The sequence below is a fragment of the Aeromonas sp. Y293-4 genome (genome assembly GCF_027705905.1).
Classification (GTDB): Bacteria; Pseudomonadota; Gammaproteobacteria; order Enterobacterales; family Aeromonadaceae; genus Aeromonas; species Aeromonas veronii.
This window is the reverse complement of record NZ_JAPDCI010000005.1, coordinates 42,733-66,720: the sequence shown is the minus strand read 5'-3', so window position 1 is coordinate 66,720 and position 23,988 is coordinate 42,733. Positions and strand designations below refer to the sequence as shown.

At 55.6% G+C, this 23,988-nt stretch carries 23 protein-coding genes and 1 riboswitch; of the genes, 6 read left to right on the top strand and 17 right to left on the bottom strand.

Going from position 1 to position 23,988, the window contains the following annotated elements:
• Window positions 1–153: 153 nt before the first annotated feature.
• On the bottom strand, window positions 154–1,032 hold the full coding sequence (locus OKC31_RS07545; protein ID WP_270656640.1) for a DUF2726 domain-containing protein: 879 nt from the start codon (window positions 1,030–1,032) through the stop codon (window positions 154–156).
• Window positions 1,033–1,228: 196 nt separating this feature from the next.
• Between OKC31_RS07545 and OKC31_RS07540 the strand changes: the two genes are divergently transcribed.
• The 3 genes from OKC31_RS07540 (at window position 1,229) to ppx (ending at window position 5,368) form a co-directional block, all read left to right on the top strand.
• Window positions 1,229–1,744 carry a glycine cleavage system protein R gene (locus tag OKC31_RS07540; protein ID WP_139463284.1) on the top strand — a complete coding sequence of 172 codons (516 nt, stop codon included), beginning with the start codon at window positions 1,229–1,231 and terminating at the stop codon, window positions 1,742–1,744.
• A gap of 74 nt (window positions 1,745–1,818) precedes the next feature.
• Window positions 1,819–3,888: a polyphosphate kinase 1 gene (ppk1, locus tag OKC31_RS07535; RefSeq protein WP_270656639.1), complete on the top strand. Its 2,070-nt coding sequence runs from the start codon at window positions 1,819–1,821 to the stop codon at window positions 3,886–3,888.
• Window positions 3,878–5,368, top strand: coding sequence for an exopolyphosphatase (gene ppx / locus OKC31_RS07530; protein WP_270656636.1), 1,491 nt, complete (start codon window positions 3,878–3,880; stop codon window positions 5,366–5,368). The genes ppk1 and ppx overlap by 11 nt, the downstream gene beginning before the upstream one ends.
• 60 nt (window positions 5,369–5,428) lie before the next feature.
• On the opposite strand, the gene mgtE is transcribed toward ppx, so the two are convergent.
• The 14 genes from mgtE to OKC31_RS07460 form a co-directional block, all read right to left on the bottom strand.
• Entirely contained in the window at window positions 5,429–6,772 is a 1,344-nt protein-coding gene (mgtE, locus tag OKC31_RS07525) for a magnesium transporter (protein WP_019446139.1), read from the bottom strand.
• 122 nt (window positions 6,773–6,894) lie between these two features.
• A riboswitch (M-box (ykoK) riboswitch) is annotated at window positions 6,895–7,064 on the bottom strand.
• Between the two features lie 183 nt (window positions 7,065–7,247).
• Window positions 7,248–8,456, bottom strand: coding sequence for a flagellar hook-associated protein FlgL (gene flgL, locus OKC31_RS07520; RefSeq protein WP_076492068.1), 1,209 nt, complete (start codon window positions 8,454–8,456; stop codon window positions 7,248–7,250).
• Between the two features lie 4 nt (window positions 8,457–8,460).
• The gene (locus tag OKC31_RS07515) at window positions 8,461–10,464 is read right to left on the bottom strand and encodes a FlgK family flagellar hook-associated protein (protein WP_270656635.1); all 2,004 of its coding nucleotides are present in this window, start codon (window positions 10,462–10,464) and stop codon (window positions 8,461–8,463) included.
• 3 nt (window positions 10,465–10,467) lie between these two features.
• Window positions 10,468–11,541: a flagellar assembly peptidoglycan hydrolase FlgJ gene (gene flgJ / locus OKC31_RS07510; RefSeq protein ID WP_270656633.1), complete on the bottom strand. Its 1,074-nt coding sequence runs from the start codon at window positions 11,539–11,541 to the stop codon at window positions 10,468–10,470.
• Window positions 11,542–11,584: 43 nt separating this feature from the next.
• Window positions 11,585–12,682, bottom strand: a complete 1,098-nt coding sequence (locus OKC31_RS07505; protein ID WP_005350664.1) for a flagellar basal body P-ring protein FlgI — start codon at window positions 12,680–12,682, stop codon at window positions 11,585–11,587.
• Between the two features lie 8 nt (window positions 12,683–12,690).
• On the bottom strand, window positions 12,691–13,362 hold the full coding sequence (gene flgH / locus OKC31_RS07500; protein ID WP_005350662.1) for a flagellar basal body L-ring protein FlgH: 672 nt from the start codon (window positions 13,360–13,362) through the stop codon (window positions 12,691–12,693).
• A gap of 14 nt (window positions 13,363–13,376) precedes the next feature.
• On the bottom strand, window positions 13,377–14,165 hold the full coding sequence (gene flgG / locus OKC31_RS07495) for a flagellar basal-body rod protein FlgG (RefSeq protein WP_005334158.1): 789 nt from the start codon (window positions 14,163–14,165) through the stop codon (window positions 13,377–13,379).
• A gap of 14 nt (window positions 14,166–14,179) precedes the next feature.
• Window positions 14,180–14,926, bottom strand: a complete 747-nt coding sequence (gene flgF, locus OKC31_RS07490) for a flagellar basal-body rod protein FlgF (RefSeq protein ID WP_005334159.1) — start codon at window positions 14,924–14,926, stop codon at window positions 14,180–14,182.
• Between the two features lie 144 nt (window positions 14,927–15,070).
• Window positions 15,071–16,444, bottom strand: coding sequence for a flagellar hook protein FlgE (gene flgE / locus OKC31_RS07485; RefSeq protein WP_042080196.1), 1,374 nt, complete (start codon window positions 16,442–16,444; stop codon window positions 15,071–15,073).
• A 10-nt stretch (window positions 16,445–16,454) separates the two neighbouring features.
• Entirely contained in the window at window positions 16,455–17,195 is a 741-nt protein-coding gene (locus OKC31_RS07480; RefSeq protein WP_005350659.1) for a flagellar hook assembly protein FlgD, read from the bottom strand.
• A gap of 15 nt (window positions 17,196–17,210) precedes the next feature.
• Entirely contained in the window at window positions 17,211–17,630 is a 420-nt protein-coding gene (gene flgC, locus OKC31_RS07475) for a flagellar basal body rod protein FlgC (RefSeq protein WP_005350658.1), read from the bottom strand.
• Window positions 17,630–18,028, bottom strand: a complete 399-nt coding sequence (gene flgB, locus OKC31_RS07470; protein WP_005334169.1) for a flagellar basal body rod protein FlgB — start codon at window positions 18,026–18,028, stop codon at window positions 17,630–17,632. Before flgB ends, flgC begins: the two co-directional genes overlap by 1 nt.
• Before the next feature lie 295 nt (window positions 18,029–18,323).
• Window positions 18,324–19,148, bottom strand: a complete 825-nt coding sequence (locus OKC31_RS07465; protein ID WP_005350656.1) for a CheR family methyltransferase — start codon at window positions 19,146–19,148, stop codon at window positions 18,324–18,326.
• Window positions 19,149–19,165: 17 nt separating this feature from the next.
• Window positions 19,166–20,077: a chemotaxis protein CheV gene (locus OKC31_RS07460; RefSeq protein WP_005334174.1), complete on the bottom strand. Its 912-nt coding sequence runs from the start codon at window positions 20,075–20,077 to the stop codon at window positions 19,166–19,168.
• A gap of 144 nt (window positions 20,078–20,221) precedes the next feature.
• On the opposite strand from OKC31_RS07460, the gene flgA reads away from it, so the two are divergent.
• The 3 genes from flgA (at window position 20,222) to OKC31_RS07445 (ending at window position 21,729) form a co-directional block, all read left to right on the top strand.
• A complete protein-coding gene (gene flgA / locus OKC31_RS07455) occupies window positions 20,222–20,905 on the top strand; it encodes a flagellar basal body P-ring formation chaperone FlgA (protein ID WP_005334175.1) in 684 nt (227 codons plus the stop codon).
• Window positions 20,906–20,995: 90 nt separating this feature from the next.
• Entirely contained in the window at window positions 20,996–21,316 is a 321-nt protein-coding gene (gene flgM, locus OKC31_RS07450) for a flagellar biosynthesis anti-sigma factor FlgM (protein WP_005334177.1), read from the top strand.
• Complete coding sequence (locus OKC31_RS07445; RefSeq protein ID WP_204483827.1) at window positions 21,313–21,729, top strand: flagella synthesis protein FlgN; 417 nt, start codon at window positions 21,313–21,315, stop codon at window positions 21,727–21,729. The genes flgM and OKC31_RS07445 overlap by 4 nt, the downstream gene beginning before the upstream one ends.
• A 36-nt stretch (window positions 21,730–21,765) precedes the next feature.
• Here OKC31_RS07445 and yfcE read toward each other — a convergent pair whose 3' ends face one another.
• Both yfcE and OKC31_RS07435 read right to left on the bottom strand, forming a co-directional pair.
• Window positions 21,766–22,308 (bottom strand): phosphodiesterase, encoded by a 543-nt coding sequence (gene yfcE / locus OKC31_RS07440; protein ID WP_270656630.1) that lies wholly within the window; start codon window positions 22,306–22,308, stop codon window positions 21,766–21,768.
• A gap of 10 nt (window positions 22,309–22,318) precedes the next feature.
• Window positions 22,319–23,956: a peptide ABC transporter substrate-binding protein gene (locus OKC31_RS07435; RefSeq protein ID WP_270656627.1), complete on the bottom strand. Its 1,638-nt coding sequence runs from the start codon at window positions 23,954–23,956 to the stop codon at window positions 22,319–22,321.
• Window positions 23,957–23,988: the final 32 nt, after the last annotated feature.

The window sequence follows — 23,988 nt, the reverse complement described above, 5'->3', positions numbered from 1 at the left end:
TTGTCGTATTCAGGCTAAGTGTATCGACAGAAACGGGAGATTAGATAAATTTTGCCGAGGAATTTTCTGCATTGGCGCCGTTAACAAACGCAGCCAAAAGCGGAAAGAAAACTGCCCTCGTCAGAGGGCAGCATGGGACACAGTGAAGCGCTCTCAGTGGCGATTATGGTGGTGCGGCGCCGCGTAACGACACTCGGGAAAACGGCTGCAAGCCATAAAGAGTCGACCGGCGTGGGGGCCTTTTTTCGCCTCCCGCTCCACCAGAGGTGCATCACAACGAGGGCAGTGGTGTACCTCGTGCTCTTCATCATCCTCCACATCGGCAAACAAGCCATCGACCAGCTCCCCCTCACTCTGTGGCGCCTCCATCACCCCCTTGGCCTGAATGGCGGGCTCGCGGAGCGACGCAGGCGAGATGGCCTCGGCATGGGCATTGCGGCCACGCATCCCGGCACCGACATCCACGCCGTCCAGCAGCAGAGGGTTGAAGGTGGGCTCGCGGCGCGCCCCGTGCGGCAGATCGTCGATCAATGGTTCGCTGGTTTTGACCAGCAGCGGCAGGATCTGTTCGCGCAGCTCTGCCACCAGATAGCTGGCACTTGCCGGGATCTGCAGCAACGGCAGTCCGGCGCTGTCGCAGGCGGTTTTCAGAAAGAGATCCCGCGCCTTGCGCTTCTGGTGACGATGGGAGCTGTCATCGAGTTCGATGGCGCAGATAAAGGAGAGATCCGCGGGGTGGCAAAGCAGATAGTCGAAATGCTTGGCACTGATCTTGTTGAAGTACTGCTGCCATTTACTTTTGCCGATCCCGGCCTGCGGCGTCAGCACATCGGCCACCCGTACCTTGGCAAAGACCCGGGCCTTGTCACCCACCGCCAGATCCAGCACCCCGAGGAAGGATCGCTCGGCGGGACTGAACAGGGTCTCCTGCACATCATAGGGCAGGCGCTTTTGCTGTCTGCCTCTGCTCCAGAAGATCGCCAGCACAAGCAGCGCCAGCAACAACAATCCCGATAGGACAAGGGTATTCATGAGAGCACGATCCAGTTCATGACACGAAAGGGGAATCACTTTACCACAGCCGCCACGGAGCAAGGCAGCAGACCCGTGTATAGAAAGTGAAAAGTCCCGTCTTTTTATCTATTTGTCAGCAGGCGGGGGTTCATATGACCAGCCCCAGCAGGCACAATAGGGATAGAGCAAGAAATCCCATTTCAAGGAGAGCAGGATGCAAAAGCAATTGGTGGTCACCGTGATCGGTGCAGACAAACCCGGGATCGTCGAGAGTCTGGCTGCAGTCATCAGCCGCGAGCAGGGCAACTGGCTGGGCAGCGCCATGAGCGAACTGGCGGGCCAGTTTGCCGGTATCCTCCATGTCTCTGTCCCCGATGAGCACTATCGCAGCCTGTGCGAAGCACTGGCCCTGCTACCGGGTCTGACCATCAGCTTTGCCGAAGGGACACCGACCACCGAGCCAGCCCATCAAGTCATGATGACGGTGACCGGCAACGACCGCCCCGGTATCGTCCATGAAGTAGCCAGCATCCTGCGCCAGCTCGAGATCAACGTGGCCGATCTCACCACCGGCTGTGAACCGGCTCCCCACTCCGGCGCCCCGCTCTTCTATGCCCATGCGCTGGTTGCCCTGCCCGACGGGCTCGCGATGGATACGCTTATCACCGCGCTGGAATCCCTCTCCGACGATCTGGTGGTCGACATCGACGAAGGGTTCAGCGAGCAGTAACAATGCTGTCATTTATTTGTCATATATTAACGCCATAACTGCCGCGCAGACGCGACCTGAAACAGAGGCACAAGATGAGCACCGACAAGCAGTATGAAGAGAAAGAGCTGAGCTGGCTCTCATTCAATGAACGGGTGTTGCAAGAGGCAATGGACAAGACGGTGCCCCTCATCGAGCGGGTTCGTTTTCTGGGGATCTTCTCCTCCAACCAGGATGAGTTCTTCAAGGTACGGGTATCGGACGTCAAGCGTCGCATCCTCATCAATGAAGTACATGGTGGCGACGATGAAGCGAAAGTGCTGCTGCGCGCCATCCAGCAAAAAGTGATGGCGCTCGGTGAAGCGTTCGACAACACCTATAAAGAACTGTTGATTGCGCTGGCCCGCCACAACATCTTTCTGGTCAACGAGAACCAGCTCTCCGATGCCATTCAGAAGTGGCTGCGGGTCTTCTTCAAGGAGAAGGTGCTGCGTCACATCATCCCGATCCTGCTCAACAAAGAGGTCAATCCGGTCAAATTCCTCAAGGATGAGTACACCTATCTGGCCATCGAGATGAAGAAGAACGGTCAGGTGATCCAGTACGCCCTAGTGGAAGTGCCGACCGACGACCTGCCCCGCTTCTTCCAGCTGCCGCCGGAAGGGACCCGCCGCAAGAAGCAGATCATCATTCTGGATAACGTCATCCGCTTCTGCCTCGACGAGATCTTCAAAGGCTTCTTCGACTACGACGAGATTGCCGCCTATGCGGTGAAGCTGACCCGGGATGCCGAATATGATCTCTCCGACCAGCTGGACTTGAGCCTGGTGGACAAGATGAGTGACGGCTTGAAGCAGCGCCTCACCGCCATGCCGGTGCGCTTCGTCTACGAGCGGGAGATGCCCGCTGCCATGATAAGCTTCCTCAAGCTCAAGCTGCAGATCAGCTCCTACGACGCCATCATGCCGGGCGGACGCTATCACAACTTCAAGGATTTCATCGGCTTCCCCAACGTGGGCCGTGACTATCTGGAAAACCCCAAGCTGCCGGCCCTCGATTGCCGCGATTTTGACGGCTTCGTCAACGCCTTCGATGCGATTACCAAGCAGGATATCCTGCTCTACTACCCGTATCACAAGTTCCACCACTTCACCGAGCTGGTGCGCCAGGCGGCGTTCGACCCGGCGGTCAGCGCCATTCGCATCAATATCTACCGGGTGGCCAAGAAGTCGCGGATCATCCACTCCCTCATCGATGCCGCCAACAACGGCAAGAAGGTGACCGTGGTGGTCGAGCTGCGCGCCCGTTTCGACGAAGCGGCCAACATCGACTGGGCCAATATTCTCACCGATGCCGGGGTCAAGGTTGTGTTCGGGGTGCCGAGCCTCAAGATCCACTCCAAGCTCTGCCTCATCACCCGCCACGAAAATGGCGAGGCGGTGCGCTACGCCCATATCGGCACCGGCAACTTCAACGAGAAGACCGCCAAGATCTACACCGACTTCTCGCTGCTGACCCGCAATCCGGATATCACCGCCGAAGTGGAAGGGGTATTTGAATACATCGAGTACCCCTATAAGCGTTACAAATTCAACCACCTGCTGGTCTCCCCCATCAACAGCCGCCGTCAGCTCTATCGCCTCATCGACAACGAGCTCTCCAACGCCAAGGCGGGCCAGCCGAGCGGCATCATCCTCAAGATCAACAATCTGGTGGACAAGGATCTCATCAACCGCCTCTATGCCGCCGGGCAGGCCGGGGTGCCGATCCAGATGATCATCCGCGGCATGTGCGCCCTGCGTCCGGGCGTGCAGGGCCTCAGTGACAACATCAAGGTGATCAGCATCATCGACCGCTTCCTCGAGCACCCGCGGGTGATGGTGTTCCACAACAAGGGCAACCCCCAGCTCTATATCTCCAGCGCAGACTGGATGAGCCGCAATATCGACGGCCGTATTGAGGTGGGCACCCCCATTTATGATGAGCGCCTCAAGCAGCGCATCATGGACATTCTCGAACTACAACTGAGTGATACCTGCAAGGCGCGGGTCATTGATGCCGACCAGCAGAACGAGTATGTGAAGCGGGGCAACCGCCGCAAGATCCGCTCTCAGGTGGCGATTTACGACTATCTCAAACGTATCGAGTCAAACAATGGACAATAGTCTCTATGCCGCCGTGGATCTCGGCTCCAACAGTTTTCATATGGTGATCGCCCATCTGAGCGAAGGGCGTTTTCGCATCGTCGATCGCATCAAAGAGCGGGTGCGTCTGGCGGAAGGGATGGATGAGCAGAAGCGGATGAGCCCGGAGGCGATGGAACGCGGCCTCGCCTGCCTCTCGCTGTTTGCTGAGCGCCTCACCAATATCAAACCGGACCAGATCCGCATCGCAGGTACCTACACATTGCGCCGGGCCAGCAACGCGCGCGAATTTGTGAGTGAAGCAGCCAAGGTGCTCAACCACCCCATCGAGATCATCAGCGGGCAGGAAGAAGCACGGCTCATCTATCAGGGGGTTGCCCATACCCAGCATATCGAGGGCCAGGTACTGGTGATCGATATCGGCGGCGGCAGCACCGAACTCATCATCGGTGAAGGGTTTGAACACAAGGCCCTTACCAGTCGCAAGATGGGCTGCGTCAGCTTTACCCAGAGCTTCTTTGCCAGCGGCAAGCTGAGCGACAAGCACTTCACCAATGCCGTGCTGGAGGCGCAGCACCAGCTCGCCCCCATCGTCAACCAGTACCGCAAGCTGGGCTGGCAGAGCTGCCTTGGCAGCTCAGGCTCCATTCGTACCGTGCGCGACGTGCTGCAAGGTGAGGGGCTGACCGATGGCAGTATTACGCTGGAGGGGCTGGAGCGGCTCAAGGCGCTGATGATTGAGCGCAAGCGAGTCGATAACCTCAAGCTGACAGGGCTTACCGAGGAGCGTCAGGAGGTGTTTGCCGCTGCGGTCGCCATCCTGCTCGGGCTGTTTACTTCGCTGCCCATCCAGCGGCTCGACTACTCCGATGGTGCGCTGCGCGAAGGATTGCTGTATGAGTTCGAGGAGCGCTTGCAGCACCACGATATTCGCGAACGCACCGCACAGGCGCTCGGTACCCACTACCGGATGGACCGCAAACAAGCCGCCCGGGTGGAGCAGAGCGTGCTGACGCTGTTCGATGCCCTGCAAGAGCCCTGGCAGATGGAAGTAGAGCCCTATCGAGCCATCCTCGGCTGGGCGGCCCGGCTTCACGAAATTGGCCTTGCCATCAACTACAGCGGCATTCATCGCCACTCCGCCTATATCCTGCAACACACCGACCTGCCCGGCTTCAACCAGGACGATCAGGCGCTGCTGGCTGCGCTGGTACGCTTTCAGCGCAAGGGGCTCAAGCTCTCCGAGCTGCCGCCCCTACCCAACCACGACATGCAGACGGTGCTGCGCTGCATCCGAATCCTGCGCCTCGCAGTCGCCGCTCACCACAAGCGGCAGGACAACCTGCTGCCTGAGTGGAAAGTCGCAGTGCAAGGGGATCAGCTGGTCGTGACCCTGCCGATCGACTGGTGCGAGGAGAACCGTCTCCTGATGCAAAATCTGGAGAAGGAGCACCGCTACTGTCAGGAGCAGGGCTGGCCACTGTTGTTCCAGCTCGGCTAAACCGGAAAGATAAATGCAAAAGGCAGCCCAATGGCTGCCTTTTTCATATCAATCTACCCGTTACTGCAACTCGGGCAGCAACCACTTGGCCATCTCGAAGTAGATGATAAGGCCGGTGCCATCCACCAGTGTCGCGATGAATGGCGCAGAGACCACCGCCGGATCGATGCGGAAACGGCGCAGCACCATGGGAATAATGGATGCGACCGTAGCACTCCAGAGCACGATGGCGATGATGGTAAAGGTCACCACCATGCCAATCTGGGGACCGACGCCGAGACTCCATGCCCGTACCCAGGCCGCCATGGCAATGGCACCCGAGATGAGCAGACCGGTGGAGAGCTCCTTTTTCAGCACTGTGCCGAGATTGCGCAGACTCACCTCCCCGACCGCCATGGCACGTACTATGGTGGTGGTGATCTGGGTGCCGCTGTTACCGCCAGTACCGATCAGGAGCGGAATAAAGAAGGCCAGCGCGATAGCCGCTTCCAGCTGCTCCTCGAATGCCCGCAGCACGGTGCCGGTGTAGGCTTCCGCCACAAATAGGATAAGCAGCCAGCCCACCCGTTTGCGCCACAGCTGCCAGGGAGTCGCCTGCAGATAGGGAGTATCGAGTGGCGAGGAGCCACCCTGCATCTCGGCATCCTCGGTGGATTCGAGCTCCAGAATATCCGCAGCATCATCGACGTGGAAAATACCGACCAGTCGCCCCTGATCCTCGACAGGCAATACCGACAGGTCGCGGTCGATGAGCAGGCGCGCTGCCAGCTCCTGATCGGCTCGGGCGTTGATCCGCACCGTCTCCCGATCCATCAGGGTCGCGACACTGGCCAGCGGGTCGGCGATCAGCAAGGTCTTGAGGGAGAGGCTTCCTTGCAGACGACCATCCCCGTTGACCACATAAATATGGCGAAACAGCTGGGCATTGTCCCAGGCATCGTGGATCAGCTGTTTGGCGTGACCGACCGTGTCCTCCTCCCGCACCGCCAGATATTCGTGGCGCATGTTGGCACCCACTGACTCGGTGGGCCAATCCAGTAGGGAGTAATACATGGCCTGAGCCTGGGTCGGAAAGCGAGCCAGCAACATGGTGCGATCCTGACGACCCAGTTTGCGCAGGATGGCGACCATCTCGCGGCGGGGAATGGCCTCCTGCAACACGCTGACGATGCTGCCATGGAGCCGCTGCAACAGGCGCCCGGCACTCTCGGCCGAGAGTGAACCAAGCAGTTCGGCCCCTTGCGGGATTGGCAGGGTATCAAAGATACAGTTGAGCTCTTCCGGACGCAGGGTCAGCAGTTGATCGGCGCGCTGAACCGGATCCAGATTATGTTCCAGCCAACCCTGCAGGGCGGCCAGATCGAGCAGTTGGTGACGGTTAAGAATGGTATGTGTTTTCTTCATCACAGATATCCTCATGTGATTTCAGGCGAGCCTGAATGCCTCCAGAAATAGCCGGAGGCAACGACAAGAAAACAGCAATTTGATTGACGAGTAATAGGCAGGAAATGACGCCGTTCGGCGTGTCATCATCCCCACGTACCAGCTTTAGCACTGTATAACGTATCCGGCATGCCGGAAGCCACTTGGGTTTACACCTTAATCCGATGAAAACTGTCCTGATCTTGGGCGTCTCTGGACGTCGTGAGATCAGTGGCCTGTGTTTATACAGGAGCCTCGCCTAACGAGATGCTGCAAATAATTCGCACAACCCTCTGTTGTGCGGGCGGCATGATTATCCAATCCCGCTGGGAGGTCAACCCCGCAACCACCATTAAATGGGCAACGGCAACAGCTTGTTACAATTGGCAGGAGATGACACGGAACCAATTTTCATATTCTGGACAAAAGAAAAGGCCCCAAAGGGGCCCTTCTTTAATTAGCGAATATAGTCAAATAGCGTCAGACGGCTTATTTTGCTGAAAGAGAGTTGTGAGGCACTCAATGCCGCATCCTCTTTTGACAGCGCGGAAATCACTTCATAAAGGTCCGCTTCCGACACCTTGGCTCTCGCCTCGGCGTTGAGGGTACTCAATCCTTCATTGGAGCCCATAGCCTGCTCCAGACTGTTCATCCGGCCGCCCAACTCACCCAACCCATGATCGATATTCAGACGGGCATTTTTCATATGAACGGTGGCATCGGCTATTTTCTGCTCGAAGGTCTCGGCAGAAATAGCCGGATCTCGCAGAGCCGTAATAAAGTCCGACATACCATTCAATATGTTGTCATTCTTCGGTGGATTAAGATCAAACTGCTGAGCCGCACCACCTGCAGGCAAATCAAGGGTCAACTCCAGACCATTAAAGGGGATCTTGGTGCCAGCAGTGTAGTTACCCGTTTGCAACGTATTGCCACCGGCATCCTTGATATCATAGGTATCAGGCGGACCTATGGTGGTTGATACGGTATAAGTGTTGCTGGGCAGTGCCGAGTTATAATTGGACTTATAGAAATTATCAAAGTTACCCTGATCGCCTATCCCGACCTTGATATTTGCGGTGGTTGCACTGGCGGTTCTTCTGGTCGCCACGATTTCAAACAGATCCTGCCCGGAATCATTGGCAGCGATTTGTACTGTGGGTGAGACCTGAATATTTCGCTGACCTGGATCACCCTGATAAATATATTTTCCGTTGACGTCTTTTATATATGGCTGGGTCTTGCTCTGATTGCCACCAAATATAAATTCACCCGATGAGTTTTTGCTATTCATCAGGTCGAACATCTGCTGCTGCAACCCTTCAAGCTCGCTGGCGATGGCCTTGCGATCATCCATGCTGATAGCGCCATTATTTGACTTCTGGATCAGGGTCTGGGCACTGAGCATCGCCGTATTAAGAGAATCCAATACTGTCTCTTCATGCCCCAGGCTGTTTTCCAGCAAGCTGCCATTGACACTGTACTGCTTGAACAGGTCAATCTCCTTGGTCAGAGCCATCTTCTGACTCATCCCTGCGGGATCTTCTCCAGCTGTCTGAAATTTATTGCCGGTTTGCAGTTGTTGATAGGCAGTATTCAACCGCTCGTTGGCACTGTTGAGGGAATATAAATTCCGGTCGTAGATCATGTTGGTGGTGATGCGCATGACGTTACCTCACGGAAGAGAGCAGTGTATCGAAAATGGTTTTGGCCGTGCTGACGATTTGCGCCGATGCCGCATAGGATTGCTGGAAGCGGATCAGATTGGCCGCCTCCTCCTCCAGATTGACCCCAGACACGCTTTCAAAGATGCCGGTGCTCTGGATAAGCTTGGACTCATTGGCCTTGAGCAGCGTTTTTGCCTGACTGGTATTGTTACCCACTTCCATCACCAACCCGGAATAGGCCTGATTGAAGGTCATCTTGTCGTTGGTCGTCCCACCATTGGTGCTCTTGCGCACCAGATCCTTGTTTTGCAGCTCGGCCAGAACCAGGCCATTGCTGTTATCGGCAAAGCCATTGCTGTTGTAACTGAGCTTGAAGCTGTCACCGGCATCCACCGTGCCGGTGATGCTGAACTCGTAGCCGGGGGCCTGTTTCGGGTTGGCATAGACTGCGGCTCCGGCGGGGAAAGGGTTGACGATCGCAGACATCAGGTTTTGCCCTTTGCTGCTCGCAGGGGCAGTGCCAATCAAGGTAGTACCATCGGCTTGAAACACCTGATAGTTACCACTGCCATCAATTTTGACCACCTGGGGCGCTGTCGGGCTCAGACTATTGGTACCAAAACCTGACCCTGCACCTGTATTGAATACGCCACCCAGTTTGACATCTGCCCCGCCGCCATTATTAGTGGTCTTTTCCGCTTTAAGCGGAGAGGCCAGGGCCAAATCTTCCGGTCGGGTGATCAGCTGACCCAGACCGGCGGCCGCACTTTTGGTGGGTTGCAGCAACAGTTTGTCACCCGCAGCCGGCGTACCGGTGAGATCGATCGAGATCCCGTGTCCGGGCAGCTCAAAGGTCGCTGGCGGCATGGTCCCCGTACTCACAGAGGTACGATTGCCAGACTTGTCGAGCGAGAACACCTCATAACCGGTAGCGCTGCTAAATTGCACTTCGTAATCAAACGGGGTCACTGATGTCCCCTTGCCCGGCACGAAGCTGACATTCGCCCCGACCGTCCCCGTGTTATTGCCGTAGGGTAAGCCCTTGCTGGTAGGCAGGGTGAAGATATCGCCGCCAATCTCGTTATCCAGATCCATCCCGAGGCGGTTCTGCTGGTTCATCGCATCCGCCATCGCCACGGCCAGCTGCCCCAGTTCGCGCTTGGTCGGCTCAAGGTCGGTACGCGCCTTGAACAGCCCCCCCATGGCACCACCAAACGTATCGTGATCGATGGTTGCCTTGTTCGCCCCCAGGGTCAGCTGCAGCTCCTGATCCCGGGAGTCAGGATCTCCTGCAATCACCTTGAACTGGGCGACGCCCCCATCGAGGATCAGCGAATGGCCGGTGCTCATATTGACCAGCATGCTGCCGTTGGGTTGGGCTACGGTGCGAATATCCATCTTCTCCGACAGCTGGCGGATCGCCTCATCCCGTTGATCAAACAGCATCAGGTTCTCTTCGGGTGACCCCTGGGTGCGGATGATGGCCTGATTAAGATCATTGATGCTGGTGAGCAGGCTGTTGACCTGCTTGGTTTCATCTTCAATGCGGGTGTTGAGGGTATCGCTCTGCTTGTCGAGCTGCGCCGAGAGGGTATGAAAACGGTTGACCATGCCACTCAACTCCGTCATCACCACCTTGCGCCCACCGATCTCGGCAGGCGATTCATTGGCAGAGTGAAATGACTTGAAGTAGGAGGTGATGGCCGCCCCCACGCTGTTGCTGGTATCCCCAAGCAAGCTGTCAACGCCAGCCAGCTGTTCATAATGGGTCAGGGAGGCATGATAGGCAGAGGTATCACGGCGCACCTCCCCCTGCATATAGTCGTTGATCACCCGCTCGGTCTTGATGTCACCGGTCCCCAGACCGATGGTATTGGTATACACCAGCGTACGCTCACGCACATAGCCCTGGCTATTGACGTTCACTATGTTGTTACTGGTGGTCTGCAGCAGGCGTTGCTGTGCCAGCACGCCCGATGAACCAATCCCAAGCAGGTCGCTTGCCATACGTTACAGCTCCATCTCGTTGTATTGGGCAATGGCATCACTGCGCAATACCTGTTTCAATTTTCTGGCGTAGTGCGGGTCGGTGGCATAACCCGCCTGTTGCAGCGCCTCGAAGTAGCGATCAGGACTATCCACCTTCGCCAGGGCTCCCTTGTAGCGAGAGCCGGAAGTGAGGAAGTCCACGTAGTCGTTGAAGCTCTCTTCAAACGACTCATAGGAGCGAAATGCCGCTTTCTGGCGGGAGGCGACGCCTTGCTCATACTCGAGCGTGCTGACCACCGCCTTTGGCCCTTCCCAGCGCGGATCGGCCTTGATGCCAAACAGGTTATGGGTCACCTGCCCCTCGCCATCCTTGATCACCCGCTTGCCCCAACCGCTCTCCAGTGCCGCCTGGGCGACCAGTACCGCCGGGCTTAACCCCAGCTTGTCGGCCGCTTTCTTGGCCAGCGGCATCAGGCGATTGACGAACTCTTCCGGTGTATCGAACTCTTTGCCCCCACTACCGGTGGCACTGCCCTCTTCGCTGGCCATGCGTCCCATGGGCGGAATGCTGCGGTGCAGTCGACGGGGCATAGTGAGTGCGTGGCTCTCCTTGACCCCCTCGGTCATCTCTCTTTCAGCAAAATCTTTGCCAACTTTTGATGCCGCGATCAAATCATCGGCAGCGGCCGTGGGTGGCTGATAGGGTTTGTAGGTCCGTTCGGTGCGCTGTGGCATCTTGAGCACCCGTCCATCCTGATGGGTAAAGGTCTCGGGAGAGAGCTGCTTGGCCACCATGTCAGCCAATCCCAGCCCCCCCTTGCTGGACATGTCGGCGACCCTCTGCTCATCCAGCATCCCTTCATAGAACTGGGTATAGCTGCTGTTCATCGGGTTGTCCTGAGTCAACACCCCGTTGGCCTGACGCATGCTCTGAAACAGCATCTGGGTAAAGATTGACTCGAACTGGCGTGACGCACTCTTGAGCGCTTCGGCCTGCCCCTCTTTGCTTTGGCTCATCTGGCGCAGACGATCCAGGTTCTTGATGTCCTGTACCATCCCGAGATTCATACCGCTGTTGCTGTCAAACTCCGCCATTTTGCTTACCTCATTGCCACCCGTGGCAACCACTTGCCGCTTGTTACAATATGACCAGTTGCCCCTCGATGGCGCCTGCCTGCTGCAGCGCTTCAAGGATGGCCATCAAATCACCGGGGGCGACTCCAACCTGATTGACCGCCCGGACCAAATCGTCCAGGGTCGCACCGGTATCAAACTTGAACATCCGCCCCGGCTCTTGCTGGACATTGATGGTCGAGTTGTTGGTCACCGTCGTCTCTCCTCCCGCCAACGGGTTGGGCTGGGAGACCTGCTGGTTTTCGGCGATGGTCACCGTCAACCCGCCATGGCTGATGGCCGCCGGTTTGAGCTTGACTTGACTGCCGATCACTATGGTGCCGGTGCGGGAGTTAACGATGATCTTGGCCGCCTCGTTGGCCGGATCCACCTCCAGATTCTCGATGGTGGCGAGATAGGAGACACGCTGACCCGGATCCCGCGGGGCATAGACCTTGACCGAGGTGGCATCGAGCGCCTGAGCGGTATTGGGCCCCACCAGATCGTTGACCACATCGGCCAGACGGCGCGCTGTAGTAAAGTCGGGTCGGTTAAGGTTGAAGGTGATGGTGTCCCCCTGACTGAAGGAGTTGGGCACCTCCCGCTCCACGGTCGCACCGTTGGCAATCCGCCCGACGGTCGGGGTATTGATCACTACCTTGGAACCATCAGCCCCCTCGGCCCCCAGACCACCGACCACCAGACTGCCCTGGGCGACCGCATAGACCCGCCCATCGAGCCCTTTCAGGAAGCTTTGCAGCAGAGTGCCGCCCCGCAGGCTCTTGGCCTCGCCGATGGCAGAGACCGTCACGTCGATGGTCTGGCCCGGCTTGGAGAAGGGAGGCAGGTCGGCATGGATCGCCACCGGCGCCACATCCTTGATCTTGGGCTTGATGTTATCCGGCACCTTGATGCCAAAATTGTTGAGCATGGTACGGAAGGTCTGCTCGGTGAAGGCGTTGTTCTTCTCGCCAGTGCCGGGCAACCCCACCACCAGACCGTAACCAATCAGCTGGTTGTTACGCACCCCTTCAACCGAGCTGATGTCCTTGATCCGGGCCGCATTGGCCACGCCCAAGGGCAGCAGACAGCAGAGCAGTGTGACAAGACGGAGTGACTTCATAACATCTCCTAGAGCGGCCACCAGGGACCATTGAAAAAGCTGGTAAGCCACCCTTGCTCCTGGCTATTGGCCAGATCGCCGGTACCACCGTAGTAAATGCGGGCATTGGCCACTTTCTGGGACGAAACGCTGTTATCAGACGTCACGTCCTCCGGGCGAATAAGGCCGGTGATCCGGATATATTCATTGCCATTATTAAGCATGATCCACTTCTCGCCGCGCACCACCAGATTGCCGTTGGGCAGTACCTTGGCCACGCTGACCGAAATATTGCCCTGCAGGCTGTTGCTCTGATCCGCCTTGGCCTGGCCCTTGAACGCGCTGTCTTGAGCAATGGAGGCTGAGAGATCATAGGGGCTGGCGGTCACGGGCACGCCACCCAACTTAACCGGGTCCAGATTGAACTTGTTATTCTTGCCACTCTGAGTATTGGCCTTTTTCGAGGCGGAGGTCGACTCCGACAACTCGATGGTAATGATGTCGCCTACCTTGTGAGCCTTGATATCCGAATAGATGCCATTGACCTGATCCGGCTGGAAAATTGCCCCTGTCGGTCGCACCGACACCGGCTCCGACTCCCCATAGACGGGGGAAAACTCGGGATCATCAGGCTTGGGCGTATTGGGAGTGCTGCTACACCCTCCCAGCACCAACAATCCCAGCATCCATACGGCTTTCATCATGCACCTCCTAATTAGGTACGCTGGATCAGGAAGGACATCATGCCGTCCACGGCGGAGAGCACCTTGGAGTTCATCTCGTAGACCCGCTGAGCCTGAATGAGGTTCACCAGCTCTTCGGTCACGTTGACGTTGGAAGTCTCCAGCATCCCCTGCTTGATCACCCCCAAGCCATCGGCACCGGCAGTCCCCTGAGCGGCAGCACCGCTGGATTGGGTCTCGACAAACATGTTCTCCCCCATCGGCTGCAAGCCGCTGGCGTTGACGAAGTCGGAGATATTGATCTGACCGACGACCTGAGAAGCGCCATCGCCCTTGAGCTGCACCGAGACCTGGCCATCTTCACCCACAGTGACGCTCTGGGCATTTTCCGGGATCTGGATTTCCGGTTGCAGCGGGTAGCCATTACCCGGGGTCACTATGGTCCCTTCATCGTTGAGGGTGAACTGACCGTTGCGGGTATAGGCTGCACTGCCATCCGGCAGCTGAATTTCAAAGTAGCCACGACCACTGATCATCAAATCGAGCGAGTTGTCGGTGGTTTGCACATTGCCCTGGCTGTGGTTTTTCTGGGTCGCCACCACCTTGGCACCCGCCCCCAACATCAAGCCGGAGGGGAGCTCGGTATCGGCAGAGGAGCGGCCACCGGGCTGATTGATGTTTTGATAAAGCAGATCTTCAAAGATGGCCCGTGACTTTTTGAAGCCCACTGTGCTGGCGTTCGCCAGGTTGTTCGAGGTGACCGAAATATTGGTCTGCTGTGCATCCAACCCGGTCTTGCTGATCCAGAGTGCGGGATTCATAGGTAACTCCTTGATTAGCTGATTCGCAGCAGTTGGGTTTGAGCTTCATCATTCTCTTCGGCCGTCTTCATAATTTTGACCTGAGTTTCGAACTGGCGTTGCAGCCGGATCAGGTTGGTCATCTCATCCACCACATTGACGTTGCTCCCCTCAAGGGAGCCGGCAATCAGGCCGACATTGGCAGAGGCGGGTTCATTCTGGCCATCTTTGCGGCGAAACAGACCATCTTGCCCCTTCTCCACCGCATCGGCGGCCGGGTTGACCAGCTTGATCCGCTGAAAATCTTCCGGCAAGTTGGCGGCTGCCCCCTCCGGACGACCGCTGATGGTGCCATCCCGATTGATCTCGAGTTTCTCCATCGGCATCGGCAGCACGATGGGCTGACCACCGTCATCCACCACATTCAGTCCGGTCGAGGTCTGCAAGTTGCCGGTCGCATTGACCTGCAAATTCCCCATGCGGGTATAGGCCTCACCGCCCTTGGGATCCTGCACGGCAATCCAGCCAGGACCATCCACCGCCACGTCCAAATCCCGTCCGGTGGTCATCAGCATGCCATGCTGCAGGTTCTGCCCCGGGCGCTCAGCCATGGCAAACACCCGGCTTGGCAAGCCCTCTCCGAACGCCTGCATGCTTCTCGCCTGCTCAAAATCGGACTTGAAGCCGGTGGTATTGGCATTGGCGAGGTTGTTGCCGCGAACAGCCAGGCTGTTCATGGTCTCTTTGGCCCCGGACATGGCGATATAAAGCAGGTGATCCATGGAATTCTCCGTCAAACAGATGACTCTGACAGGAGAAATGCAATTAGAGTGCCAACAGCAGAGATATGGGGGGATAAGGAGGATGGGAATGCGACAGAAACAGAGAGGGGGCCAAGCCCCCTCTCATTATCATTTATTGCGCGATTAACGGATCTGCAGGATGGTTTGCTGCAGCGAACTGTTGACCTCCAGAGAACGGGAGTTGGCCTGGAAGTTACGTTGAGCAGTGATCAGGTCAACCAGCTCCGAGGTCAAATCCACGTTGGACTGCTCCAGCGCCGATGATTTGATGGTGCCAAATGTCCCTGAGTTTGGCGTCCCCGGCAAAGCATCGCCAGAGAGCAGGGACTGTCGCCAGGAGGTATCGCCAACCTGAGTCAATCCTTGCGAGTTGGCAAACTTTGCCATGGCAACCATAGCGACCTTGAGTGTGGTGGCATTACTATAGGTAGCAGAGACAATCCCGTCTGGCGTGATCTCCACCTTGGTCAAACGGCCAACAGTAGAGCCATCCTGAGTCAACTTGTTGACTTCAAACGGAGAAGAATACTGAGTCACAGTGCCGAGTTGAATCTCAACTTCCTGGGTGGGATCTGCACCGTTGGTGATAATGCCAGCACCTGCCGGGGGCGCGACCCCCAACTGTTCTGTCTTGATGGTTGCCGGTGTTGTTGGCGTCACCATCTTGCCATCAGCGCCAAAGGTGATGCGTGCGGCAAGCGGTGGAACAGGAGTCACACCAGCCGCCATCGTTGTTGGAACCCCCCCTGCAACATCAATGGGTTTATCCCCCTCATACATGTACATACGCCAAGCGGTAGGGTTGGCAGGCTTTGTCACATCAGCTGGGTCAGCTTCCTTGACAAAATATTGTGTGATCACATGAGGAGAACCCAATGAATCATAAATAGTGACCGATGTAGATGAGGCATAACTTTTAGGATTATTGATCGGATCAAAAATGGAGGCGTCTGCAGCAGTGTTACCTGCAGCCAACGGGGTTGAATCAGACTTCAGATTAAAGCTGGCTTCAATCTTGGTTGTTTGTTTCGGCTCCCCTGCCCGATCCGGGATCTGGATAGGCTTGGTTGCGTTTATGCTCACCGCTTTTGGCGTTCCATCAACGTTCACCTCATAGCCTTGCAGATAATGGCCCTGATTGTTGACCATATAACTGTTTTCATTGAGCTTGAAGGCACCGGCACGAGTATAGGTGCGATCCAGGTTGGTCAGGCCATCGGAGGTCACAAAGAATCCATTCCCCTGAATCGCCAAGTCGAGTGCGTTATTGGTAAATTGCAGCGCCCCCTGATGGAACTGCTGGGCAACCGCACCGGTCGCCACACCATTACCGACCTGGGTCTTGGCATTGACAAAGATGGAGTTGGCATAGACATCCGCAAACTCGGCTCGGGACTCCTTAAAGCCCATGGTGTTAACGTTGGCAATGTTGTTGGCGGTGACGTTCAAGTCTTTTTGTGCCGCGTTGACACCGCTCAAGGCATTGTTAAATGACATATCCAGCTCCTTAGATCGATGCTGTCGACGTGGTTTTTGACTGAGTTGTTGGTTTGTTCTGATTAGATCCTGAAATTTGCAGGATACTGTTAAGCGTTGTAGTGCCTAGACCTCTCAGATTAAGTTGAGTCGGGTTGGTTCCGTTCCCCAGGACCACACTATCAACCTTGCCATAGGTCAGGGCCGAGATGCTCTCCGACTTTCCATCCATGGTGCCGTTAGCTTTAATCACGTATTTTCCAGGCTTGGCCGGATTGCCACTCTTGTCTTTACCATCCCAAGCAAATTCAACATTGCCGCGTAAATCACCTTCCAGAGGAAACTCCTTTATCACCTGACCCTTTTCATCTTCCACCGTGATTTTCACATTCGAATACTTGTTCTCGACACCGACAGCCACAACCCCGGATATAGACCCCTCTTTCTCCAAATAACCGATATTGCTAGGGAGCAGCACATTTTGTCCGACCAGTGCAGAGGCTTGCAGCGCCTGACTAGATGTCATCAGAGTATTGAGATTGCCCATCTGGGTGGACAAGCTGTTGATCCCCTCAGAAGTCGACATGGATGTCATCTGGGAGAGCATCTGGGCGTTATCAACAGGCTTGAAAGGATCCTGATACGACAGCTGCATGGTCAGCAGCTTCAGAAAAGAAGCTTGATCCAGCTCTTTCTTCGGCGTTGTAGTGGTGCCTGTCGTCTGGGTCGTGGTACGGCTGATGCCGTTCACATTATTGGTTGTATCGACCATGCTGCATCCCTCCTATCAGGACTTGCCAAGCTGGAGCGTCTGCTGCAGCATCTTCTTGGCCGAATCTGCAACCTGTACGTTGGTCTGGTAGCTGCGCGAGGCGTTGATCATGTCGGCCATCTCTTCAACCATGTTGACGTTTGGCTTGAAGATAAAACCGTCTTTATCCGCCATCGGGTGGTTGGGGTTGTACTCCTTGAGCAGTGGCGCCTTGCTCTCGACAATCCCCTTCACCTCAACCCCGACCGAGCCCTGCTTGTCAGACATCGCCTGATCGAGCTGGGCGGCAAAGACTGGCCGCCTGGCGTGGTAAGTATTTTCCACACTGGAGCTGACGCTGTCCGCATTGGCCATGTTGCTGGCAACCGTGTTGAGGCGCACTGACTGTGCGCTCATAGCCGAGCCTGCTATGTCAAAGACCTTGAACAAACTCATCACTGCTCTCCTTTCAGGGCCTTGAGCAGGCCACTGATCTTGCTATTCATAAATTCAAGGGAGGTTTGATACTCGAGGCTATTGCGCAGAAATTCGCTGCGCTCCTGCTGCACATCGACTGTATTGCCGTCACCGGTATCCGGTTGCAGTGGGTTGCGATATTGCACAGTACCCGGAGCGTCCATATTCAAGGCAAAATGCTTTTCGCTGGTCGTTGCCAAACCAAAACCCTGATGCGACTGGGCCTCCTGCAATGCCTGAGCAAAATTGATATCCCTGGCTTTGAAGCCCGGGGTATCTGCGTTGGCAATATTGCTGGAAAGCACCTCAGCACGCTTTGCGCGAACGCTTATGGTGTGTTGATGCACACCGAATGCCTTGTCAAATGAAAGAGCCATAGCACACCTCCTGCTTGGTTTATTTTGTCTGCAAGAGGTGTGCCATAAGCAAATCACTCAGATCGATGGTGTGGATATGAGCACATTTCAGACCGAAAACGGCAGGAGCATCTCGCGCATTGAGTCAGACGGCATCATTTGGCCACCTTAAGGCTTCAACCACTTTTGCAGTGGCGAGATATGGTAGGTAAATAGAAAGACTGAGCTGTAGATAAAGAAAGAGGGAAGCTCGTAGCTTCCCTCTTTGTATGAACTGGCAATATCCGGCAGACCCCGAATATCAAGGCGGTCAGGCCTATTTGACCTTGTAGACAATCCCCGGATTACAGCGGATCATCTCAAACCGATCAGTCAACCCGGCCAGTGACTCCGACGCTCCCAGCATCAGATATCCACCGGGGTTGAGACTGGCAGCAAACTGGTTGAGGATCTTCGACTTCACTTCCGGCGCAAAATATATGAGCACGTTACGGCAAAAAATAATGTCAAACTTGCCGAGCAGACTATAGCTCTCCAACAAGTTAAGTGGCCGGAAGGTGGTCAATTTTCTGACTCGCTCAGCAACCCGCATCTTGTTGTCACCGTAGGGCTCAAAAAACATCTTCTTGCGCTCCGGTGACAAACCGCGTGCCAGAGCAAGGCTATCGTAAACGCCTTCCTTACACTGATTGAGCATGGTCGTCGAAATATCCGTCCCGACAATCTGCACGCCACCAGGCAAGGTCCCCGGCTTTTTCATCTGCTGCTCCAGTGCCGTCATGGCAATGGAATAGGGCTCCTGACCTGACGAGGATGCAGCCGACCAGATCTTGATGGGGCGGCCACTTTTCCCCAACTCGGGGAAAATCTTGTCAGTAAGAAGCTGAAACGGGTAAGTATCACGAAACCAGAGGGTCTCGTTGGTCGTCATGGCATCTACTACGGCCATTTTCAGGTCACGCTCTCGCACACTCATTGCACGTGTAACCAGATCAGACAGACTCTCGATGCCAAACTGAGCCATCAAAGGTGAAAGACGGCTCTTCACCAGATACTGTTTGTTATCCCCCAGCACAATTCCGCTCTGTACCGCCAGAAAGTTGCTGAACTGTTTGTATAAGTCGTCCGAAAGTGTCTTCATGCAGCTGTTCTTCTTTATTAGAGTGCGTTTTGTACGGCCTTGGCCAATTCATCAGGCTGGAACTTGGCGATAAAATTGTTCGCACCAACTTTCTGCACCATTGCCTGGTTGAATACTCCACTGAGCGAGGTATGCAGAATAACATGCAAATCCTTGAGATTGGGATTATTCCGGATCTCGGCAGTGAAGGTATAGCCATCCATTTCCGGCATTTCGATATCCGAAATAACCAGCGCAACCTGATCCTTGATAGGACCATTTTTGGTCATTTCCAGCAGCATGTTCAATGCTTCGCGGCCATCTTTTGCCAACACGCACTCGACACCGATAGCCTCAAGCGCACGTTGTACCTGTTTGCGTGCCACTGAGGAGTCATCCGCAACAAGAACAGGACGCCCCAGAGTCGGGTGGTCGACACTGGCCTGAACCAACTCCTCACTCACATCCGTTGCAACCGGAGAAATTTCGTTCAATATCCGCTCAACATCAAGAATTTCGACCAACTCGCCATCGACTTCAGTCACGGCAGTCATGTAGTTGATGCGACCCGCACCTTTGGGCGGAGGCAGGATGGATTCCCAGTTCATATTGATGATGCGCTCGACCGAATGCACCAGAAACCCCTGAATAGAGCGGTTGTACTCGGAAATGATAATGAAGCATTTGCTCAGATCATCAATCGGGCGTTTACCAACTGCCATGCTGAGGTCGATAACCGAGATCGTCTGGCCACGAATATGAGCCACTCCGCGAATGCAGGAGTTCAATTTTGGCATCACGGTTAAGGGGGGACACTGCAACACTTCACGCACTTTGAATACGTTGATGCCAAATCTTTGACGTCCATTGAGACGAAACAACAACAACTCCAGCCGGTTTTGCCCCACTAGCTGGGTACGTTGGTTGACCGAGTCCAGGATACTGGCCATAAACACTCCCTAAAAACGCTTGGCATTAATCATGCATGCGTGATGGATTGCGTCAGACTATCGATGTGACAACGAACAGATTCTGAAGCAATCATAGTTAAATATGGTGATATGCGTGAACAACTTATCGACCAACGAGCGAAAATGATTAACCGACTTTTACTCATCAGCCTCTTTTTTGGCAGCATATCTTCCAGCTACGCCTCGGACGTCACTACTTATCTGCAAGAAAAGGCACAAGAGTTCGTTTACAGCCAGCTGGATATTCCGTTGGATGCCAGAGCCGAGGTCACCTCTGCCACGCTGGATGAACGGCTCCCACTGACCCGCTGCGAAGATCTGCTCACTATCAGCTTACCAGCAAAAATGGAAATTCGCCGTAATACAACAGTTTACCTTAAATGTGAGGAAGAGAGGCCTTGGGACGTCTATCTCCCGGTGCGGGTCAGTATTCAAAAGCCCTATGTCACTGTGACCAACCCCATCGCCAAGGGGGACCTGCTGAGTGAAAGCCAGCTGGTGTTGGCCTATCAGGATCAGACCCTGATCCGCGGCGACTACCTGACTGACACAGCCCCTCTTGTCGGAGTACGCAGCAAGCGGGAGCTAAAACCGGGGCAACCCATCCGTTTGAGCCAGGTTTGTGTCGTGTGCAAAGGGGATCAGGTCACCCTGACGGCAGAAAATAGCAACTTCCAGATCAAAACCATGGCCCGAGCCTTGCAAGATGGCAGCTTCGGAGAGATCATCAAACTCGTCAATATTCGCTCCGGCAAAACCGTTGAGGGTAAAGTCAGTGCAGTAGGTGCCGTATCGGTCACTTTTTAAATCCGGATCCTTGACAACTTTTTTCTAAAGTTTTGATCTGCCGCACCGATAACAGGTAAGCAAACCTTAAAGCAGACGAAGGTAACTAAAATGGCCATCAACAATATCAACAACTTGGCGAATAATCGGTTGCAAAATACCGCTAATAGCCAGGGGACAGGCAGCAAGTCAGTCACCTCATCGCCCGAAAACAAAGCGGCTACTGTCAAGCTGGACTCCGTCTCCTTGACCAGTGAGGCGCAACAATTGCAAAAGATGCAACAAAACCTCAATACCGCCTCGACCGGCAATGAGAGCAAGGTCGAACGGCTGAAAAAAGCCGTCGCGAGTGGTGAATATCAGGTTAACAGCGACGCTGTGGCCAAGAAGATGTTCAGTTTCGAGGCCAATCTGGACAAAGTTCTGGGATGATGGATTTACCTTCGTTACTGCACATCCAAGATGATTACCTCAGCCAGATGCAAGGCATTCTGGAAGAGGAGTTCAGCTTGCTCGAACAGCATCAGGCACTGGCCCTGCCCGCACTGACCGAGCGCAAACAGCAGTTGCTTGCTGCGATAGAAACTCTGGACAAGACACTGGCAGAGATGCCTGAACTGGCACTGCAGCTGGCAGCCTATCCCGACGAGATGGCGCAGCTTCGGGCAAAACTGGATGCTTGCCAGGCACAAAATGATATCAACGGTCGATTGCTTGAATTGAGCATCGTCTCAAACCGTCGTCTGGCAACCTTTCTGAGTCAGCTGCGCGATCGCAACAGCCTGACCTATGACGCCAAGGGTAACACTCGCTCTGGCACCCGCTCCTACGGTATCAAGGCCTGACATCTCTTATCAGGCCTTGCATTTTTGCTCTCCGTTTTAAAGCACCAGTCGCAACAGCTCTTGCCCGTCCTCACACGCATTGACGCGCAGTACTCCGTCCTCATAGCTCCCGTAACTGGCAGGCAACTCGCCGCGCGGGAAACAGATCGACCCCGGGTTCATCAATACCCGCTCCCCCTGCCACTCCAGCACCGGCACATGGGTGTGACCGCTCAGGAACAGACTCCCCACAGGCAGCTGTACCTCGTCCGGGCGATAAAGATGGCCATGGCTGACAAACCAGCGCCGCTCATCGACCAGCAGCTGGTTGTAGGGGGCTGTGATGGGAAAGCGCAACAGCATCTGATCCACTTCGGAATCACAATTGCCCCGCACCGCGATGATCTGCGGTGCCAGCTCGTTGAGCCGATCAGCCACGGCGGCCGGGTTATATCCCTCCGGCAGAGGATTGCGCGGGCCATGGTTGAGCAGATCGCCGAGCAGCAGATAGTGATCCGGCTGCCAGGGCTCAAGTTGGGTCAGCACCCGCTCCAGCGCAATGATGCTGCCGTGGATGTCGGAAATGATGGCAAGTTTCATGAAATGCACCTCACTGCGGGCTGAAATAGAGATCCTTGGTAGCAATCGTCCCTTTCAAATTCTGGCTGGGCAGTCCCCGCAAGGTGGGATCGACCAGTCTCATCTGATTGTAATGATACACGGGGAGGATCGGTGCCTCCTCAAGCAGCAACTGTTCGGCATGCCGGTAGAGTTCAACCCGGCTCGCGCTGTCCAGCGTATTGGCAGCCTGCTCCAGCAACAGATCAAAATCGGGATTGCAGTAGCCGCTCTCGTTGCGCAGATCCTGACAACGGAAGCTGCCCAGCATGGCTGATGGCTCCACGTAATCGCCAAACAGGAAGCTTCTGGCCACCTGGAAATCACCGCTATCCTTGGCCACCTGATAGGCGCCCCACTCCAGACTGTTGAGGGTGACCTGCACCCCCAGCTTCTGCCACATGGCGGCAATGGCCATCGCCATCTGTTTGTGGGTTTCTGCGCTGTTGTAGGTAATGCTCAGCTTGAGTGGATTGGCACTGTTATACCCGGCCGCTGACAGCAACGCTGCCGCTTTGGCCTGGCGGGTTGGCATATCTTCAAGCGCCACAGGCAATATCACCCGGGGGTAACCCGGCATCTCCGGCAACAGCGACCATGCCGCCTGTTCATCCTGACCGCTCACCGATCCAATAAGCTGCTGTCGATCAACCGCCATGGAGAGCGCCTGACGCACCCGCACATCCTGCAGTTCGGGGCGTTTCAGATTGAACGCATAGAGATAGGTGCCAAACAGCGGCAAGCCCCAGAGCCGCTCCGGAGATTCGCGCTTCATCTTCTGGTAATAGCCGAGGGAGACCTTGTTGGTGAGCTGTATTTCACCAGCCTCATAGCGCAGCCGTTCGGCATGTTGCGAAGTGATAGGCAGATAGGTGACCCGTCCGATACGGGTGTGAAGGTCATCCCAGTAGTGGATATTGCGCTCGGCTTCTATCCGCTCGTTTGGCGTCCAGCTTGTCAGCCGGTAAGCACCATTGCTCACCAGCTTGCTGGGCTCGGTCCACTGCTTGCCAAATTTGGCTATCGCCTTCTGATTGACTGGCACAAAGGGGCGCTGACTGATGAGCTGCAGGAAATAGGGAGCCGGCCGCTCCAGAGTGATTTTCAGGATCTGATCGCTTTGCGCTTCAATGCCCAGATTGCCGAGCTCCAGCGCGCCGGCATAGATGGATTGCGCATTGTTGATCCCCGTGGCCAGCAGCAATCCGGCAGAAGGGGAGTTGATGGCCGGATCGAGCAGACGGCGCCATGCATAGACAAAATCAGCGGCCACCAGCGGCTCGCCATTGGACCACTTCAGTTGGGGGCGCAGGAAGAATCGCCACTCCAGCCCATCTTCACTCACCTCCCAGCGCTGTGCCTGAGCAGGAACGATATGCCCCTGACCATCTTCGCTGACCAGCCCTTCAAACAGATCGACCAGTACCGCTTCCCCCGGAAAACCGGATCGCACCAGCGCCGGATCCAGTGACTCCGGCTCGGCACCGTTGCCCTTGACCAGGGTTTGCCGATCGGCAAGCAAAGGCTGCTGCTCAACGGTGGTGGCATGGGCCAGGGGACCTGCCAGCACGGCAAGCAATAGCGGGGAGAGCCAGCGTTGCGCCAGCTTGGGGAAGAAACCAGACCTCATGACAAAACCTCGAATAAAACCACTACAGGAGG

Bases quoted from the DNA above. Each gene is read 5' to 3' on its own strand.
- OKC31_RS07480 (WP_005350659.1), bottom strand. From the start codon at position 17,195: ATGGTCGATACAACCAATAATGTGAACGGCATCAGCCGTACCACGACC.
- flgL (WP_076492068.1), bottom strand. From the start codon at position 8,456: ATGCGCATCACCACCAACATGATCTACGACCGGAATTTATATTCCCTC.
- OKC31_RS07545 (WP_270656640.1), bottom strand. From the start codon at position 1,032: ATGAATACCCTTGTCCTATCGGGATTGTTGTTGCTGGCGCTGCTTGTG.
- flgJ (WP_270656633.1), bottom strand. From the start codon at position 11,541: ATGGCGGAGTTTGACAGCAACAGCGGTATGAATCTCGGGATGGTACAG.
- OKC31_RS07505 (WP_005350664.1), bottom strand. From the start codon at position 12,682: ATGAAGTCACTCCGTCTTGTCACACTGCTCTGCTGTCTGCTGCCCTTG.
- OKC31_RS07435 (WP_270656627.1), bottom strand. From the start codon at position 23,956: ATGAGGTCTGGTTTCTTCCCCAAGCTGGCGCAACGCTGGCTCTCCCCG.
- flgC (WP_005350658.1), bottom strand. From the start codon at position 17,630: ATGAGTTTGTTCAAGGTCTTTGACATAGCAGGCTCGGCTATGAGCGCA.
- OKC31_RS07540 (WP_139463284.1), top strand. From the start codon at position 1,229: ATGCAAAAGCAATTGGTGGTCACCGTGATCGGTGCAGACAAACCCGGG.
- OKC31_RS07465 (WP_005350656.1), bottom strand. From the start codon at position 19,148: ATGAAGACACTTTCGGACGACTTATACAAACAGTTCAGCAACTTTCTG.
- yfcE (WP_270656630.1), bottom strand. From the start codon at position 22,308: ATGAAACTTGCCATCATTTCCGACATCCACGGCAGCATCATTGCGCTG.
- flgB (WP_005334169.1), bottom strand. From the start codon at position 18,028: ATGGCTCTTTCATTTGACAAGGCATTCGGTGTGCATCAACACACCATA.
- OKC31_RS07445 (WP_204483827.1), top strand. From the start codon at position 21,313: ATGATGGATTTACCTTCGTTACTGCACATCCAAGATGATTACCTCAGC.
- flgA (WP_005334175.1), top strand. From the start codon at position 20,222: ATGATTAACCGACTTTTACTCATCAGCCTCTTTTTTGGCAGCATATCT.
- ppx (WP_270656636.1), top strand. From the start codon at position 3,878: ATGGACAATAGTCTCTATGCCGCCGTGGATCTCGGCTCCAACAGTTTT.
- flgG (WP_005334158.1), bottom strand. From the start codon at position 14,165: ATGAATCCCGCACTCTGGATCAGCAAGACCGGGTTGGATGCACAGCAG.
- flgF (WP_005334159.1), bottom strand. From the start codon at position 14,926: ATGGATCACCTGCTTTATATCGCCATGTCCGGGGCCAAAGAGACCATG.
- flgE (WP_042080196.1), bottom strand. From the start codon at position 16,444: ATGTCATTTAACAATGCCTTGAGCGGTGTCAACGCGGCACAAAAAGAC.
- flgM (WP_005334177.1), top strand. From the start codon at position 20,996: ATGGCCATCAACAATATCAACAACTTGGCGAATAATCGGTTGCAAAAT.
- flgH (WP_005350662.1), bottom strand. From the start codon at position 13,362: ATGAAAGCCGTATGGATGCTGGGATTGTTGGTGCTGGGAGGGTGTAGC.
- OKC31_RS07460 (WP_005334174.1), bottom strand. From the start codon at position 20,077: ATGGCCAGTATCCTGGACTCGGTCAACCAACGTACCCAGCTAGTGGGG.
- mgtE (WP_019446139.1), bottom strand. From the start codon at position 6,772: ATGAAGAAAACACATACCATTCTTAACCGTCACCAACTGCTCGATCTG.
- OKC31_RS07515 (WP_270656635.1), bottom strand. From the start codon at position 10,464: ATGGCAAGCGACCTGCTTGGGATTGGTTCATCGGGCGTGCTGGCACAG.
- ppk1 (WP_270656639.1), top strand. From the start codon at position 1,819: ATGAGCACCGACAAGCAGTATGAAGAGAAAGAGCTGAGCTGGCTCTCA.